The organism is Streptomyces kronopolitis (assembly GCF_014646275.1).
GTDB classification, from domain to species: Bacteria; Actinomycetota; Actinomycetes; order Streptomycetales; family Streptomycetaceae; genus Streptomyces; species Streptomyces kronopolitis.
The window spans coordinates 1-14,996 of record NZ_BMND01000068.1 but is presented as its reverse complement, the minus strand read 5'-3'; the positions used below and the strand labels follow the sequence as shown (position 1 = coordinate 14,996).

The window sequence follows — 14,996 nt, the reverse complement described above, 5'->3', positions numbered from 1 at the left end:
GTGCGCCGGGCCCGCCGCCTCCTCGGCGGGGCTGGGGCGACCGCGCCGGCGGCCGGTGGGGGCGGGGGCCGCGTCGGCCTGCGGATGCTGCGGGGCGGCGGGAGCGTGCGGCGGCTGGGGGCTGCCGGTCTCCGGCGCCGGGTCGATGCCGGCCGCCGTGCCGGTGGCCGTGCCCGTCGCCTCGGCCGGTCCGGAGGGCTGTGCCACGAGCCCCTCCGGGCCCGCCACGAAGGTGCCGGAGGATTCGGAGTCGGCCATCGCGGCCGCCGCTCGCTCCTCGGCGGCGGCCCGCCTGGCCCGCCGTCTCCCGGTCGGCTCGCCCTCCCAGTCGGGCGCCGCGGAACCGTCGGCCGCGGCAAGCTCGTGGCCCGGCTGCGCACCGGGCGCCGGGGCCTGCGGACCGCCGGCCACCGGACGGCGCGCCCGACGGCGTCCCGTGCCGCTGCCGTCGGACGGGCCCCCGCCGGGCAGCTGGTCGGCGGCCGCGGACAGCTCCGGCGACGACTGCGGGGTGCGGTCCGCCGCGGCGGGCGGCAGCGCGAAGGCCGTGCGGGCACCGGACGCCTGCGCGCCGCCGGCCGCCCGGCCGTCGCCCTGCGCGGGACGCTCCCGCGCCTCGGCCAGCGCCCGGCCCGCCCGCCGGCCGTTCTGAGGTACGGGCGCGAGCCCCTGCGGGCCCGCGGACTGGCCGGGAATGTGGGCCTGGCCGGGGGGCGCGGCCTGATCCGGCGCCGGTGCCTGCCCCGGAATCTGCGGGCGCGCGGGCGCCTCGGCCGCCATGGGCGCACCGGCGCGCAGCGCGGGCAGGCCGCCGCCCTCCGTCGCCCCCTGCCGGGCCCGGCGCCGTCCGCTCGGCGGCACGGCCTCGGCCCCCGCCATGCCCGGCGGCAGCCCCGCACCCTGCGTACCGTCACCGTGCTGCGGGTGCGCGCCCCGGCCGCCGTCGGTCCCGGCGGAGCCCGTACCGCCCTGAGCACCGTCGCCCACGGCACCGTGCGGGCCGGCTGCGTGCGGGCCACCCGCCGCGGCCGGTCCGCCCTGCTCCGCACCCGAGTGCCGCGCCCGCCGGCGACCGGTCGGCTGCGCACCGCCCGCCTGGGCCGGAACAACGCCGCGACCCGCACCGCCGCCGCCGAGCGGCTGCCCGGGCCCGCCGGTGCCACCCGGCCCGCCGGGCCCGCCGTCACCACCGGGGCGGCCCTCGCCGCCCGCGTCCCCCTCGTCGTCCGGCCGCTCGCCGGCCGCGGAGTCCGCCGCGTTCTGGGTGCCCCGCGCCCGCGCGGCCGGCACGGGCATCACCGTCGTCTCGTTGCCGGTCGGCTCGCCACCGCGGTCCGCCCCGGCGTCCGGCGCCGCGCCGTCCGCCGCCACCGGCAGCTCCAGCACATACGCGCTGCCGCCCGCACCGGGCCCACCGCCGGGCGCCCCCGGCACGTCGTGGGTCTGCAGCAGCCCGCCGTGCTGCCGCACGATGCCGCGCACGATGGGCTCATGGACCGGGTCGCCGCCGCCGAACGGCCCGCGCACCTCGATCCGTACGACATCGCCGCGCTTGGCCGCCGCCACCACGATCGTCGAATCGCCCGGGATCGGCCCCGAACGCCCGCCCATGGCGGTCTCGCCGGCCGGCATCCGGCCCGTCGAGTCCACCCCGGCGACATCCGCGATCAGATGCGACAGCGCCTGCGCGATCCGCTCCGCGTCGACCGTCGCCTCTATCGGCGGCGCGTGCACCGCGAACTGCGCGCGGCCCGGCCCGATCAGCTCGATCGCGCCCTCCACACCCGCCGCGACCACCGCGTCCATGGACACCGTGGTGCGGTGCAGCTTCTCCTTGCCGGAGTCCAGCCGCTGGAAGCTGAGGACGTTGTCCACCAGCGTCGTCATCCGGGCGTGGCCGGCCGCGAGGTGGTGCAGGATCTGGTTCGCCTCGGGCCACAGCTGCCCGGCCGGGTCCGAGGCGAGCGTGCCCAGCTCGCCCTTCAGCTCTTCCAACGGCCCGCGCAGCGCCTGGTCGAGCACCGCCAGCAGCTGGGTGTGCCGGGCCGCCAGCGCGTCGAAGGCGCGGCGGTCGGTGAAGGTCATCACCGCGCCGACGAGCTGATCGCCGTCCCGCACCGGCGCCGTCGTCAGATCGACGGACACCGCGCGCCCGTCCTTCGCCCACAGCGCCTGCCCGCGCACCCGGTGCTTGCGCCCCGACTTGAGCGTGTCGGCCAGCGGGGTGTCCTCCCACGGCAGCGTCGAGCCGTCCGTCCGGGAGTGGTGGATGAGCGGATGCAGCTCCTTGCCGCCCAGCTCACTCGCCCGGTAGCCCAGGATCTGCGCCGCGGACGGATTGACGAGCACGACCTTGCCCTCGGCGTCGACCCCGACCACACCCTCGGCCGCGGCCCGCAGGATCATCTCGGTCTGCCGCTGCTGGCGGGCCAGCTCGGTCTCGGTGTCCAGCGTCCCGGTCAGATCGCGGACCACCAGCATCAGCAGCTCGTTGCCCGTGTAGCCGTTGCGGTGATCGGCGTACGCGGCCTCGAACGCCGACTCGTACGGCGTGCGGCCGTCCTCCAGATTGGCGCTGGTCACCTCGACCAGCAGCTCGGTCCCGTCGGTACGCCGCGCGACCATCCGCGTCGGCTTCGTGCGGGTGCGCTCCTCCTCCTCGTCCAGGCGCCGCATGGAGCCCGGGATCCGCTTGGAGTCGAAGGACGGCAGCAGATCGAGCAGCCCGCGCCCCACCAGGGCCGTGCCCGGCGCCTCGAAGGTCTCCAGCGCGATGGTGTTGGCGTTGACGACCGTGCCGTTGCAGTTCACCAGCAACAGGGCGTCGGGGAGGGCGTCGAGTATGGCTGCGAGGCGAGCAGCGCCTCGGGATGGCCTGCTGCTCACGACGACGCTTCCTCCCTGTTACCGCACCTTGCCGGATCCACCGCGGTGGACCGCTGGGATGGAGTCTACGGGCACTTGCCCGGGACGCGGAGGCGGATGACGAGGAGGTAGTGCCACGGGGTTGTGCGACTCGCCGCACGACCGACATGTGCCCCTCGTCCTGACCTGCCGCGCTACTACGGCACGAACCGGGTCATGAACGGGTCGAGGGGAGCAGGGGTTCGAAGTGGCCCCAGCGGCTGATCTCACACCCATTGGTGCGCCGGAAGTCCGCGTTGACGGGGCGCCCGGCCCAGGTGCCGGTGACGTGGGCGAGGGCCGGCCCGCCGTACATCATCGTGCAGTTCGCCCCCTGCGGCACCGGGGCGAACGGGTCCCGGCCCCACCGCGCCATCCCGTCCAGCTTCGCGCACGCGGCCTTGACGTGGGGGTGGTTGCCGCCTCCGGGGTGGCAGTACAGCTCGAAGGTGCCGTCGGTCCGCGCCGAGCCGGACTGGTGGACGGTGACGGTGAGGTGGTCGCGGCCCGCCAGGTCCGCCGCCGACCGGGGGCCGGTCGCGAGGGCGGGCCACGGCGCCCGGCTCGGCGTGCTGTCGGGAGTGAGGGCGGGTCCGCCGGGCGTGCGGGGGTCGGCGACGTGGTGGCCGGCGCCGACCAGGCCGGCCTCGGACCAGTGGTGCGGCAGCGGGATCGGGGCGGCCGCGGCGGGCCCTGCCAGGGCGAGCGCGGCGGCACCGCCGACGAGGCCGACGAGGCCGACGAATGCGGAGAAAAGGGATGACGTCCGGTAGTGCGGCATCACAGGCTCCAGAGGGCGAGTGCGGGGCGGCACGGGGTGCGTACACGCCGGGGGCGCACGACAACGACGTCGCGACGGCCCCACACACCTAACGCGCTGCCGCCCCCGACGTTGCGCCGCAGGAACGTCTTTGCCGGGCGGCCCGCGCGGCTAGTACCGTAGGGGGCGATTGGTGACAGCCCTTGGAGCTGTGCCATTATCTGGACACGCCACAGCGCGCATCTGCGCGCGTGGGGTGTGTGGAGGCGTCGCCTAGTCCGGTCTATGGCGCCGCACTGCTAATGCGGTTTGGGGTTTACCCCCCATCGAGGGTTCAAATCCCTCCGCCTCCGCTCTCCGTTCGGGCCCCGGTCTTCAAGACCGGGGCCCGAAGGCTTTTCCGGGCGGGGTAGGGCCTGGTGGCCGGGCTGGGCGGGACAGCGCGGGTCCGGGTGGGGCTCGGCGGGGCTTGGCGGGTCCGGATGGTGGGACCGGCTACCGCCGCGATGATCACGTTCTGGCTGCCGCCCGACTGCCGCACCCGGCTGGCTCCTGACTGCTGACTGCCGCGCCCGGCTGGCTCCCGGCCGGGCGGGCAACACGCGACCCCCCGACCCCCGGGGCCGCCGACGACCTCTCGGCCACCTGGGGCAACCGACGACCTCCCGGGCGCCCGGGGTAACCGACGACCTCTCGGGCCACCCGGGCAACCGGCGACCCGACGACGCGGCAAGCAGTCGGCCGGAACGGATCATCCAGCGGAAACGGACCATCCAGCGGAAACGGATCATCCAGCTGAATTGGATCGTCCAGCTGCATCGGATCATCCAGCCGAATCGGATCATCTACGGGTGGCCCGCCCCGCACGCGCACTGGGCGCCCGGGGCCGAACCGCGCCACCCTGAACCCATGACGACCCCGAACCGCCGGCCCGCCTCCCCGTCCGGCCCCGCCATCGGCGGTATCCCCGTCCCCGACAGCACCCTGGCCCGGGAGGCGACCGAACTCATCCGCGACGTCACCGACGACCTGCTCTACCACCACTCCCGCCGCGTCTACCTCTTCGGCGCCCACCACGGCCACCACCAGGGCCTGGACTTCGACCCGGAGCTGCTCTACGTGGGCGCCCTCTTCCACGACCTCGGCCTCACCGGGAAGTTCCGCACCTCCCAGCAGCGCTTCGAGCTCGACGGTGCCGACGAGGCCCGCGCCTTCCTGACCGCCCGCGGCATCCCCGAGGACCGCGCCCGCCTGGCGTGGGAGGCCATCGCCCTGCACACCACCCCGGAGATCCCGCACCACATGGCCCCGGAGATCGCCCTCGTCAGCGCCGGCGTCGAACTCGACGTCCTCGGCATCGGCTACGACACCCTCCCCACGGCGACCCGCGAGGCCGTCGTCGCGGCCCACCCGCGCCCCGACTTCAAGCGCCGCATCCTCCACGCCTTCCACGCCGGCCTGGCGCACCGCCCCGCGACCACCTTCGGCAATGTGAAGGCCGATGTCCTGGACCGCTTCGAAGAGGGCTACACCCGCCCGAACTTCGTCCGCATCATCGAGGACTCCCCCTGGCCCGAGTAACCCGCGAAACACCCCCACAAGCACGTTTCCGCAGGTCAGAGGTGCTACGGGCAATGGATTTCGCCTCACGGCGCAGGTCATGTAATGTTGTTCCCGCAACGCCGACCGGCAAGAAAAACCGCCGGAAAGCCAAGCGCTCGTAGCTTAACGGATAGAGCATCTGACTACGGATCAGAAGGTTGCAGGTTCGAATCCTGCCGAGCGCACACAGGTCAAAGGCCCCCTCGCTTCTAGCGAGGGGGCCTTTGACATCAGCGGGTGACATCAACGCGCGGCGCGTCGGCTGTCACGCGGCTGGCCGAGAGCCCGGTTCCCCCTCCTCGTCTTCCTCCAGGCCGTCCATCCCCAGAGCGTCGTCCATCCGGTCGGCCGCAGCTTTGAGAGTGGTCTGCATCACGTGCGCGTAGGTGTCGAGCGTCATGGTGATGGTGCTGTGGCCCAGGGTCTCCATGATCGTGCGGGGATCGACCCCCTGGGCCAGCAGCAGTGAGGCGCAGGTGTGCCGCAGGTCGTGCACTCGTACCCGGCGCACCTTGGCGTTCCGGCACAGGATCGTGAGCATCCGGTTGAGGCTGCGGGGGTCGGTGGCCCGCCCGGTGGCCGTGGTGAAGACCAGGCCGTTCGGGTGGTCGGGGAACGGCTGCCATTTGGCGCCGGCCACCTTCCGTTCCTGCTCCTGCTGAGCCTGGTGGGCGATCAGGGCCTGGACGCACCTCTTCGGCAGTGACACCGTCCGGAGCGAGCGAGCGGTTTTCGGCGTGCCGAAGAGCAGTTCGCGTTTGATGCGCTGGAGGTTGCGTCGGACCCGGAGCTGGCCGGTGGCCAGGTCGATGTCCGACCAGGTGAGGCCGAGGGCTTCCCCGCGGCGCAGGCCGGTGGAGATGAGCAGCAGCCACAAGGCGTAGAGCCGGTGCTTGCGGGCCGTTCTGAGCAGGATTTTCGCCTCTGCGGCGTCCAACGGGCGTACCTCCTGGCGTTCGACGGCGGGCGTCTCCACAATGCGGGCGACGTTGCGTGCGATGAGTTCCTCCCGGACTGCCTGCTGGAGCGCGGAGCGGAGTACGGCATGGACGTACTGGACGGTGCGGGCCGACGGCCGGCGCTTGCAGCACTTGTTCACGGCGCAGCACGTCCGGTCTTCCTTGGCGCGTGCCGCGTCGACTCCTCGCAGGCAGCAGAGGCATCCGCCCTTGAACTCCGCGAGGAACAGCCGGATGTCGGTGGGGGAGAGGCGGTTGAGCTTCTTCTTGCTCAGGGCGGGTTTGATGTAGAGCCGCGACAGTCCCTCGTAGCTGTTGAGCGTCGCGGGCTTGAGGCGGGTGGGTGCAATGGCGGCGAGCCAGTAGGTGAGGAAATCGCCGAACGCCATGGTGGAGGTGGCAGCCGGGATTCCCTGCCGCGTCTTCTCCTGAAGTTCGATGAGCTTGTTGCTCACCTCCTCGCGCGTCTTGCCGTAGACGAACTTGCGGACGCGGGTGCCATCGGGCCGGTAGACGTACGCGGCGGCCTGATAGCGGCCGTCGGTTCGCTTCGTGATCGTGCCTTCTCCGTTGGCGCGCCTCTTAGCCATCAGGCAGCCTCCTCAAGCTTGTTGTGGATGTAGGTGCGGAGCGAGTCGAGGGGGATGCGGCGGGCGCGGCCCTCGGTGAAGCTCGGCAGGGTGCCGGAGCGGATCAGGTCGTAGACCTTGCTGCGGCTGAGCCTCAGGGTGGTCATGACCTCCGGGACGGTGAGGGTTTGCGGGTCGCTTGGGATGACAGTCAGCACGTCGAGACCTCCGGGAGAGGGCTGGCCTGCGAATGGAGATGGGCTCGGGGGCTTCTCGGGGGCTCGCGCCTGTCCGAGGTTCGGATTTCTGCGTCATTGCGTCATCAGCGTCATTCGGGCTTCTGACCTGCGGTTTTGTGTGACGCAGTGGTCTGGGGGTGCGTCATCGGCGTGTCATGGGCTGCGTCATCGGGTGACGCAGATGACGCAGGATGACGCAGAGTCCGCCGTCTGCGTCATGGCTTTCGTCGCAGGTCAGGGGCCGTTTTCCGGCTGGCATGACGCAGATGACGCAGCGTCTCTCCTCTTAGGACAAAGGAGGGGGTGGTGTCTGTTGTGGTGCGGTGCGCCTTACAGCGTGAAGAAGGAGCCGCTGCGCGGCGCGACCATCGGGCGGCGTCGCCGAACAGCAAGAAGAGCACGCCGCGACGGGTGCTCTTCTTGCTTGTCCGGCGAGCGCGGCTGCGGGTCAGAACCCCCCCTGCTGCTCGTGTGGGGGCGGGGTGGCCTGGCGGGTCATTTCGAGGTAACGGCCCTCGCTGGTGCGGCCGGTGTCGATGAGGACACCGCGAGCGGCCAGCGTCGGTTGGAGGCGCTTGAGCCGGTCGGAGAGGACTTTGCCCGTGGTCGGCCAGCCCTTGGGCAGGGGGCCCAGTTCTTCGCCGCTGTAGAGGCGGCTGAGGTGGTGCAGCCACTCGGTGGAGGTCATGCGCTGCGCTGCGCCCGGTTCGATGCTGTCGGCGTGCCTGAGGACGGTCTGCGCGAGGAGGTCACCCTCGATCACGTCGTCGTTCAGGTCGTCCAGGCTGGCCCGGTAGGCGGTGAGCGCTCCGAGGCCGGTTGCCGCGTCGAGTTGCGCGCACAGGTGCGCGAAGTCAGCCATCCGCAAGTCAGTGGGGGTCTCTGTCTCGGCGGCGCGGACCTTGACCGTGAGGTCCAGGAGAGACCCGAGCACGATGGGCAGAACCTCTTCGTACTCCGCCCACAGTTCCGCCTCGGTGCGCCGGACACCGGGCCTCTCCAGCCGCAGCGGCAGGAGCCGTTCGGCGAGGTCGGGCCGGATGACGCCCACGTCGATCCCGGTCAGCAGCAGGGGACGGCGGTATCGGGCGCGGAAGACGTCCCCGTCGGTGAAGAGGGCGCGTTTGACGTTCTCGGCGCCGGTGACGATGCAGCACATGGCGTCGGAGAGGTCCGGGGTCATGTGGGAGAGGTTGTCCAGGGCCGTGACCCACCCGGCCGCCACGGCGGCGGTCAGGTTCTCTTCGTCCTTCGGGGCCCGGCGCAGGTCGCCGCTCATGCCCTCGATGATCCGTACGAGCATCCGTCCCGCTGTGGACTTGCCCGCACCCTGCGGACCGGTGAGGAACGGGGCAGGGACGGGCACGGACGGCCCGAGGCATCCGATCAGCCAGGCGATGGCCAGGCACTCGGTCTCCGCGGTGGCGAAGTTGCACAGCCTCAGCAGCAGGTCGATGCCCTTGCCGTCGGTGTCCTTGGCCGGCAAGGGCAGTTCCCCGGTGAGCTGGGTGCGGCGCCAGCACACCTCGCGCGGGTCGGGGATGCCGATATCCCAGCCGGTGGGGTGGATGCGGACCGACTGACCGTCGTTGCGGCCCAAGTCGAGCCACGTCGCTCCGTCGAAGCCGGGGGCGACGCGGATGTGGACGGGCTGCACGTCCTCGGTCAGCGCGAGCGCTTCGATCAAGTCCAACGCTTCCTTGAGGGCAGTCCCGTTGAACACGCCGCGCCCGTCGCGGAACAGGCCGACCATGAGTTCCTGGCGGTGGCTGCCCGTCGTGCCCTGGGAGCGGATCGGGCGGGCCACGGGGTGGCCGTTCTTCTGCGCGTACACGGTCCCGTCGGCGGTGCGGAAGTACCGGAAGTGCGCCTGCGCGTAGTCGGTGATGACCTCGCGGGCAGGGTTCTTCTCGTCGTCAGCCATGGTCACAGTCCCAACCTGGTGCGGGCGTTGGTCCACGCGTCGGTGCAGTGCCGAGGGGATTCGCCCTTGGCCTGCGCGGCAGTGAACAGGCGCGCGGTGTGCGCGTCGGTGAGGCAGCCACACCCGCCGTGGGCGGACAGCACGGCGAGGAAGGTCCGGTAGACGGTGGCGTGGACCGCGCTGCGGGCCTCGGTGATGCGCTGCTCTGCCATGGCGATGCCACGCTCCAGGTAGGCGGGCGTGCGATGACGGCACTCCCCGCCCCTGGCGAGCGCGGGCACGGTGGCAGCAGGCCGCGCAGGCCGGACTGTGGAGGGCTTCTGAACGGTCAGCGCGCGCACGGCGTCGGGCAGACCGGTCATGGTGCCGGTTCCGGGACCGAGCCACCGCGCGTAGGACATGAGCGACTTGATGTCGACGCCGGGCCGCACAGCGTTCGCGGACTGCATCGCACCCCGGTAGATCCAGTGCTGGCCCCGCGTCGTCGGCACGGTCCGCGTGGCGGGCAGGGCCTCGCGGGCCCATGCGATGGCTGCCGCGTCGTCCAGGTCGACCACCGTCAGCCCCGCCCCACCGGGGTGGTAAGCCACGGCCGCCGCCTCACGCCATGCGGACGCCCATGCCAACGAGGTGAGGACACGTGCGTCGGTGGTGGCTGCGGCCCAGGCATGGCAGACGCTGGCGCACTCGCAGGGACCGGCGTTCTTCATGTTCGGCCGGCCGCCGCACGCGTTCCCCCTGCATGCACGGCAGTTGCCAAACGGGAGCTTTCCCGCCCGCAGGGGCAGCGGTGGCATGCCGGCCGCCGCTAGGTCCAACGCGGTCCGCAGGTGGCTTTCGTCCGGATGGTTTCCAGTGCGGCCGCATCGGGCCTTGCAGTCAGATGTCATGCTGTAGGTCTCCTGTTCTGCTACGTCGGGATACGGAGACCGAGGGCGGCGGGCTGTCCTTGTCCGGGAGTGCCGCCGCCCTCGGGCGTAGCTAGCGGTTGAAGTGGTTGCGCTTGATCACGGCCTTGCGGATGTTGACCGTGGTGCCGGCGCCCTGGTGGCCGCTCGTGCTGAAGATCTGCACGGCGATCCATCCGCCGAAGATGACGGCGGCCAGGATGATGAGCTGGGTGATGAACACGGTGAGCGCGGCGATGAACGAGGTGAGCAGGAGCAGCCCGCCGCACACCGCGAGGAAGCCGACGCCCCCGAGGGCGACGTTCACCGCCACGCGGGAGACGGCCGGCTTGACCGCGACCGGTTCCGAGCGGGCAGTGTCGATGGCGTAGCCGGTGACGACGCGACCGTCGGGCAGGACGATGCTCGCCACCGCCGGAACCCTGCCCGGCTGCACCGGAACGACCGGCGCCGGGACGGGGACAGCGGGCGGGTACATGGTGGGCTGGTGGACTTCCACGGCCCGCTGTACGGGCACGTGCGGGTTGTGGTCGGGGTGCATGCGGAATCCCTTCCGGCACGTGGCCAGGGAGGCAGCGGCACCCCCATCGGGGTGCCGCGTGGAGGGGTGTTTGGGGGGTCTGACCTGGAGTCCTCCCTGACTCCCTGAACGATCATTTGTGCAGGTCAGGGCCAGGGAGGCGGGTCAGGGAGGCGTGCAGGGAGTTCTCCCTGCCTCCCTGACCCGTCGGGGGTCGGCTCCCTGTCATCCGGCGGCGGAAGCGGAACCGTCTCCGTCGCGGTTGGCGAGGGCGCGGGTGACGCGGTCGCGGGCGACGACCATGACGCCGTCGGACTTGTAGGGCTCGGCGCCGGCGTTGTCCAGGACGGCCTTGAGGTCGATGAACGACCAGCCCCCGTAGGCGTCCGCGTTGCGCGTGGCGAGCCGCGCCAGCACGTCCTTGGTCCGTACACGGGGCGCGTCGCCGACGACGGCGGCGATGTCGGCGAGCGGGTCGTGCTCTTCTTCTCGGTCGATGGCGTGCAGGGTGGTGACGCCGTCGCGCAGGGCCTTGGCCCGGTCGGTGATGGCTTCGGCGGCGTCGTCGTCGATGTAGTGCGTGCGGACCGTGATGGACGACTGTCCGGCCGGGATGGTGACGCCGTCGGAGGCGACCACCAGGGTTCCCCGGTCCAGACCCGGACGCAGCAGGTTCGGCGCCGCGCCGCCGTCAACGGCCTTGTCTCCCAGGGCCATGCGGGCCTGGGATTCGGTGCCCAGGGCGAGGGAGGCGCGGGTGTGGGCGCCCTCGCGGACGAGCTTGGGCAGGTTCTCGTTGGTGGGGTCCTGGGTGCCCTGCCACATCAGGACGTTCACGGCCCGTCCCTGGTTGTGGATCTTCCGGACGGCCATGAAGTACCGGGAGTTGGCCTTCGACCCGCCATACGGGCGCTTCTCGGCGTCCTTGGCCGGGCACATGAACGCCACCTGCGCTTCGTCGACCAGCACGATCAGCGGCGGGAACACGGTGCCGGGCGGGCCCTGGATGCGGCGGTTCATCTCGTCCACCGCGCCCTCAACCATCTCGGTCACCTGGATCACGTGCTCATCCGTCGGCCCCTGGATCAGCGTGGTGGCGAGACCGTCGAACATGGCCCAGTCGCCCACGCCCTTGAGGTCGCCCATGAGGAACTGCACCGACTTGTCCAGCGCGAGCCACAGGGCCAGGGAGCGCAGGGCAACGGTCTTGCCCTGGTTGGACAGGCCCGTGATGAGCAGGTGGCGCTGGTAGAGGCTCAGCGCGGCAGCATCTCCGCGCAGGTCCTGGCCCCAGGGGGCGCGGCCCTTGGCGTAGTCGGCGGTCATCGTGTCGTCGGTGACTAGCGGGGACGGGCCGATCGGCTCGTCCAGTGCCCCGGAGTCGGCCACCCACAGTCGGACCGTGCGGGCGGCCTGGGGGATGGTGATGAACACTTCGTGTTCGTGCCGGGTCAGGTTCTCGGCGAGCTTGCGGCGCTTGCCCTGCACCTCGTTGGTCGACACCCCGGAGGGAAGCGTCACGTCGACTTCCACGCCGCATCCGGCGATGCGGATCGGGCCGAGCATGCTCGCGCCGGCGTCGCCCATTTCCTTAATGGCGCGGGCCAGGGCCGGGACTCCGAGGTCGCGCAGGGCCTTGACCACGATGGACGGCGTGATCGGCTCCCCCTCACCGTTGCGGACGTTGGCGGGCAGTGCCCAGGCGGGGGCGGCGTGCTGCTTGCGGCCGACCGACCACAGGGTCAGCAGCGCGAGGAACGGGCCGATCGCCAGCGCCGGACCCCACACGACCCGCACGATCCGAATCAGCAGGGCGATGAAGTCGATGGTCGCTGTGAGAGGCGTGATGACGTCGCCGATGTGCCCGGTGTTGAGGGCCATGACGACTCCGAGGGCGACCAGGACCCCGATGCTCATGCCAGCGCCGACGGCCGCACCCTTGGCGGCCTCCACGGGCGAGTGCAGGAGGTCCATGCGGCGGTGGTGGCGGGCGGCGCGGAAGCGCTGCAACCGCTCCTCCCACTCCTCGGCCGCCTCCAGGTTCCCCGCGGCTTCCGCCGCCCGGATCATCCGCTCATACCGGGACCCGGTACGGCCGTCCCAGGCCCGACGAGCCACAATCCGGCCCCCGTTGAGGGTGTAGAGGCTGTGCCGCGCCGCCGCCCGGACCGTCGCCCTGGTGGACTCGTGCGTGGCGGCCGTCTTCACCGCACGGCCGGAGCGCACCCACAGCGGCACGGGCGGTGCCGGCGGCGCGTCGGGAACGACCGTGAGCACGGTGGGGGCGGTGTCGGGGGTCGGGGGGTCGGTGGGCTTGTGGAGGTGGACGACGTTCTCAGACATGCTGGAAGTGCTCCTGACTGCCCCACAGGGGGCGGGAGTAAGGGAGAGCCGGGGTGGCCGTGTCCGTGGAAAGAGGCGGCCACCCCGGCACCGGAGCAGGCTGGTCAGAACCAGCCGGAGGACTTCTTCTTGGCCTTGTCGCGGGCGGCCTCGGTCGTGAGCCTCTGCCGCTCCGCGTGCAGGGCGGTCAGCTCCGCGTTCAGCCGCATCTCGGCAGCACTGCCGGTGGAGTCGATCTGCTCCTCGGCACGGCCGGTGCTGCGGCCCCGGGCGGCGCGGTAGGAGCCGCCGGCCAGGGCGCGGGCCATGGCACGGCGCTCCCGGCCGTTCAGCGGCCACGACTCGCCCCGTCGGACCGCTTCCAGCTTCTTCGCGGTCGCCTGGATCTCACGATCCAGGCGGCGCAGGTCGGAGTTACCCATGCGGGGTGCTCCCTTCGGACCCATCAGGGTCGGCGTAGGCGCAGGGCACGCAGGTGCCCAGCGACGTGGGGATGACGTATCCGGCGTCGTGCCGACAGGCGGGACAGACGCGGCGGGCCCGGTTCGCGGCGGCCAGCGCCGCCCAACGGCCCGGCGTCATCGGCCGGACCGGCTTGGCCAAGTCGACGCGGTAGAGGTAGGCGACCAGCGGCCCCCGGCGGCGCGGCCGTTCGAGCTGAGCGGCCACGCACTGACCACCCGGCCGCAGGCCCCGGGCACGAAGCTGGCGGCGGGTAGCGTAGCCGTCCGGAGCAAGGCGCCACCGGAACACCGGCAGCGCGCCCATCAGGCAGCTACGCGCTTCCATGCGGCGCGCAAGCGGACCTCGGAGGCGGAGTGGCCGGCCGCTCGGAAGCGAGCGGACATCTCCCGGTAGGACAAGGGCGGGGTCCGGTTGGTGCGAATCTCCTCCACCACCGCGTCCAGCTCGTCATCGGTGAGAGCGGGTGCCGCCTCCAGAGCGGGCGCCCTGACCGCTTCGGACGGGCCCCACACCGGCAGCTCCCAGCGGGGTGTGACGCCGCCCGTGACGGGGGTCGTCACGCTGGTCAGCGCCTTGCCGGTCTCCTCGCTCGCCCTCGTCGTCTCCAGCGTCGACCACGCCTTGGAGAGCGTCTTGGCGGTCTCGGCCTGGACGCGTGCGACGCGTGCCCCGGCCCCCGTCACAGCCGTCAACCGGGTCTCCTCCGTGGCCGCTTCAGCGCGAAGCCGGGCACGTGCCACGGCCGCTTCGTCGCGGGCCTCCTGCTGGATACCCCGGATCGACTCCAGTGCCGTCACGGTGAGTGCCGTGCGCTCCCACAGCCCATGGACCAGCCACAGGGCCTTGGCAGCGAGAGGGAACCAGGAGACCGCCAGCCACGCGGCGGGCGACGAGCTGGTGAGCGCGTGGGCGACGAGGACGCCGGTTGCCACCGCACCGAAGGCCCAGCCAACGACCGTAACGGGGGTGGAGTGGTCGCCCTGCGCGGCGAGCCGCCGCTCGTAGGCGAGGGTGGCCAGCCAACCGCCGTCGATCCCGAGACCGACGACCAGCGCGACCACCCACGGCACGGCCGTGCCCAGCCACATCACGACCACGGCCAGGGTCAGCACCATGGACACCGCCGTCATCGCCACGGCGGGCAGCACGGTCTTGGCCTTCATGCCGCCGCTCCCGTCCCCGCCCGCTGACCGCGAGCGGCCCGCATGAACGGCACCGTGCGGGTCAGCGCGTCGGCGTACAGGGCGTCCCAACCAGCGACCTCGTCACCAGCCTCCGCCGACTCCCGCAGGTCCCGCAGGACTTCGCGAGCCACGTCCCGGCGAGCGCGCCGCTCCTCGTCCGTCTCCTGCTCCAGCGGTCCGCGGAACAGATCGACGTCGATGCCGAGCGCCAGCTCAACGAACTCCGTCTTGTCTGCCGCCTCTTGATCAGCGACGAAAGTGCGCATGCGCATGGTGGATCTCTCCTTGTCAGGTATGTCGGGATGGCGAGGGGCGGTCGGCTGTCCTTGTCCGGGAGTGCGGCCGCCCCGCGAAGAACCAGGGGTCAGACGGTGGCGATGACCAGCGCGGCGACCAGCAGCCACAGGTGGTGGAAGGACTGGTCAAGCGCGTACGCGCCCGTGCCGATGTGCGGGTTGTCGTCGTGGTCGGCGCGCGGGGCACCGAGCCGGTAGAACTCGGCCTTGCCGGTCACCTTGGCCAGTATCGGCAGGTTCGGATATTCACTGGTGCGGAATAGGGTCATGATCGACTGGCCACCTCGGCTGCGTAGGCGGTCCTGACAGCCCCGGCCGACCAG

14 protein-coding genes and 2 tRNA genes are annotated in these 14,996 nt (G+C 72.0%); 3 read left to right on the top strand and 13 right to left on the bottom strand.

From position 1 onward, the window contains the following. Positions 1–2,886, bottom strand: a 2,886-nt coding sequence (locus IEY78_RS33065) for a PAS domain-containing protein (protein ID WP_189104667.1), incomplete at its 3' end; no start/stop codon positions are given. A gap of 193 nt (positions 2,887–3,079) precedes the next feature. Next, the gene (locus tag IEY78_RS33060) at positions 3,080–3,685 is read right to left on the bottom strand and encodes an SSI family serine proteinase inhibitor (RefSeq protein WP_189104665.1); all 606 of its coding nucleotides are present in this window, start codon (positions 3,683–3,685) and stop codon (positions 3,080–3,082) included. 241 nt (positions 3,686–3,926) lie between these two features. On the opposite strand from IEY78_RS33060, the gene IEY78_RS33055 reads away from it, so the two are divergent. The 3 genes from IEY78_RS33055 to IEY78_RS33045 all read left to right on the top strand — a co-directional run bounded on the left by IEY78_RS33055 (position 3,927) and on the right by IEY78_RS33045 (position 5,451). After that, positions 3,927–4,017: transfer RNA gene (locus IEY78_RS33055), tRNA-Ser, on the top strand. Between the two features lie 556 nt (positions 4,018–4,573). After that, positions 4,574–5,245 carry an HD domain-containing protein gene (locus tag IEY78_RS33050; RefSeq protein WP_189104663.1) on the top strand — a complete coding sequence of 224 codons (672 nt, stop codon included), beginning with the start codon at positions 4,574–4,576 and terminating at the stop codon, positions 5,243–5,245. A 133-nt stretch (positions 5,246–5,378) separates the two neighbouring features. After that, a tRNA-Arg gene (locus IEY78_RS33045) sits at positions 5,379–5,451 on the top strand. An 80-nt stretch (positions 5,452–5,531) separates the two neighbouring features. Here IEY78_RS33045 and IEY78_RS33040 read toward each other — a convergent pair. The 11 genes from IEY78_RS33040 to IEY78_RS32990 all read right to left on the bottom strand — a co-directional run bounded on the left by IEY78_RS33040 (position 5,532) and on the right by IEY78_RS32990 (position 14,942). Further along, positions 5,532–6,815, bottom strand: coding sequence for a tyrosine-type recombinase/integrase (locus IEY78_RS33040; RefSeq protein ID WP_189104661.1), 1,284 nt, complete (start codon positions 6,813–6,815; stop codon positions 5,532–5,534). Beyond that, entirely contained in the window at positions 6,815–7,012 is a 198-nt protein-coding gene (locus IEY78_RS33035; protein ID WP_189104659.1) for a helix-turn-helix domain-containing protein, read from the bottom strand. The genes IEY78_RS33040 and IEY78_RS33035 overlap by 1 nt, the downstream gene beginning before the upstream one ends. Positions 7,013–7,481: 469 nt before the next feature. Further along, on the bottom strand, positions 7,482–8,957 hold the full coding sequence (locus IEY78_RS33030; protein ID WP_189104658.1) for an AICE element replication initiation protein: 1,476 nt from the start codon (positions 8,955–8,957) through the stop codon (positions 7,482–7,484). A 2-nt stretch (positions 8,958–8,959) separates the two neighbouring features. Further along, positions 8,960–9,847: a bifunctional DNA primase/polymerase gene (locus IEY78_RS33025; protein WP_189104656.1), complete on the bottom strand. Its 888-nt coding sequence runs from the start codon at positions 9,845–9,847 to the stop codon at positions 8,960–8,962. Between the two features lie 91 nt (positions 9,848–9,938). Beyond that, a complete protein-coding gene (locus tag IEY78_RS33020) occupies positions 9,939–10,406 on the bottom strand; it encodes a hypothetical protein (protein WP_189104654.1) in 468 nt (155 codons plus the stop codon). Between the two features lie 204 nt (positions 10,407–10,610). After that, complete coding sequence (locus tag IEY78_RS33015) at positions 10,611–12,728, bottom strand: FtsK/SpoIIIE domain-containing protein (protein ID WP_189104652.1); 2,118 nt, start codon at positions 12,726–12,728, stop codon at positions 10,611–10,613. Positions 12,729–12,832: 104 nt separating this feature from the next. Beyond that, complete coding sequence (locus IEY78_RS33010) at positions 12,833–13,150, bottom strand: hypothetical protein (protein WP_189104650.1); 318 nt, start codon at positions 13,148–13,150, stop codon at positions 12,833–12,835. Then, positions 13,143–13,496 (bottom strand): RRQRL motif-containing zinc-binding protein, encoded by a 354-nt coding sequence (locus IEY78_RS33005; protein WP_189104671.1) that lies wholly within the window; start codon positions 13,494–13,496, stop codon positions 13,143–13,145. Before IEY78_RS33005 ends, IEY78_RS33010 begins: the two co-directional genes overlap by 8 nt. Next, complete coding sequence (locus IEY78_RS33000; RefSeq protein ID WP_189104648.1) at positions 13,496–14,356, bottom strand: protein spdB; 861 nt, start codon at positions 14,354–14,356, stop codon at positions 13,496–13,498. Before IEY78_RS33000 ends, IEY78_RS33005 begins: the two co-directional genes overlap by 1 nt. Beyond that, positions 14,353–14,643: a hypothetical protein gene (locus tag IEY78_RS32995; RefSeq protein WP_189104669.1), complete on the bottom strand. Its 291-nt coding sequence runs from the start codon at positions 14,641–14,643 to the stop codon at positions 14,353–14,355. Before IEY78_RS32995 ends, IEY78_RS33000 begins: the two co-directional genes overlap by 4 nt. Before the next feature lie 98 nt (positions 14,644–14,741). Next, positions 14,742–14,942: a hypothetical protein gene (locus IEY78_RS32990; RefSeq protein ID WP_373294298.1), complete on the bottom strand. Its 201-nt coding sequence runs from the start codon at positions 14,940–14,942 to the stop codon at positions 14,742–14,744. Positions 14,943–14,996 lie beyond the last annotated feature (54 nt).

What these genes read in the sequence shown, in the direction of transcription:
- IEY78_RS33060 (WP_189104665.1), bottom strand. Translation starts at nt 3,685, where the DNA reads ATGCCGCACTACCGGACGTCATCCCTTTTCTCCGCATTCGTCGGCCTC.
- IEY78_RS33010 (WP_189104650.1), bottom strand. Translation starts at nt 13,150, where the DNA reads ATGGGTAACTCCGACCTGCGCCGCCTGGATCGTGAGATCCAGGCGACC.
- IEY78_RS32995 (WP_189104669.1), bottom strand. Translation starts at nt 14,643, where the DNA reads ATGCGCACTTTCGTCGCTGATCAAGAGGCGGCAGACAAGACGGAGTTC.
- IEY78_RS33040 (WP_189104661.1), bottom strand. Translation starts at nt 6,815, where the DNA reads ATGGCTAAGAGGCGCGCCAACGGAGAAGGCACGATCACGAAGCGAACC.
- IEY78_RS32990 (WP_373294298.1), bottom strand. Translation starts at nt 14,942, where the DNA reads ATGACCCTATTCCGCACCAGTGAATATCCGAACCTGCCGATACTGGCC.
- IEY78_RS33025 (WP_189104656.1), bottom strand. Translation starts at nt 9,847, where the DNA reads ATGACATCTGACTGCAAGGCCCGATGCGGCCGCACTGGAAACCATCCG.
- IEY78_RS33005 (WP_189104671.1), bottom strand. Translation starts at nt 13,496, where the DNA reads ATGGGCGCGCTGCCGGTGTTCCGGTGGCGCCTTGCTCCGGACGGCTAC.
- IEY78_RS33030 (WP_189104658.1), bottom strand. Translation starts at nt 8,957, where the DNA reads ATGGCTGACGACGAGAAGAACCCTGCCCGCGAGGTCATCACCGACTAC.
- IEY78_RS33000 (WP_189104648.1), bottom strand. Translation starts at nt 14,356, where the DNA reads ATGAAGGCCAAGACCGTGCTGCCCGCCGTGGCGATGACGGCGGTGTCC.
- IEY78_RS33015 (WP_189104652.1), bottom strand. Translation starts at nt 12,728, where the DNA reads ATGTCTGAGAACGTCGTCCACCTCCACAAGCCCACCGACCCCCCGACC.
- IEY78_RS33050 (WP_189104663.1), top strand. Translation starts at nt 4,574, where the DNA reads ATGACGACCCCGAACCGCCGGCCCGCCTCCCCGTCCGGCCCCGCCATC.
- IEY78_RS33020 (WP_189104654.1), bottom strand. Translation starts at nt 10,406, where the DNA reads ATGCACCCCGACCACAACCCGCACGTGCCCGTACAGCGGGCCGTGGAA.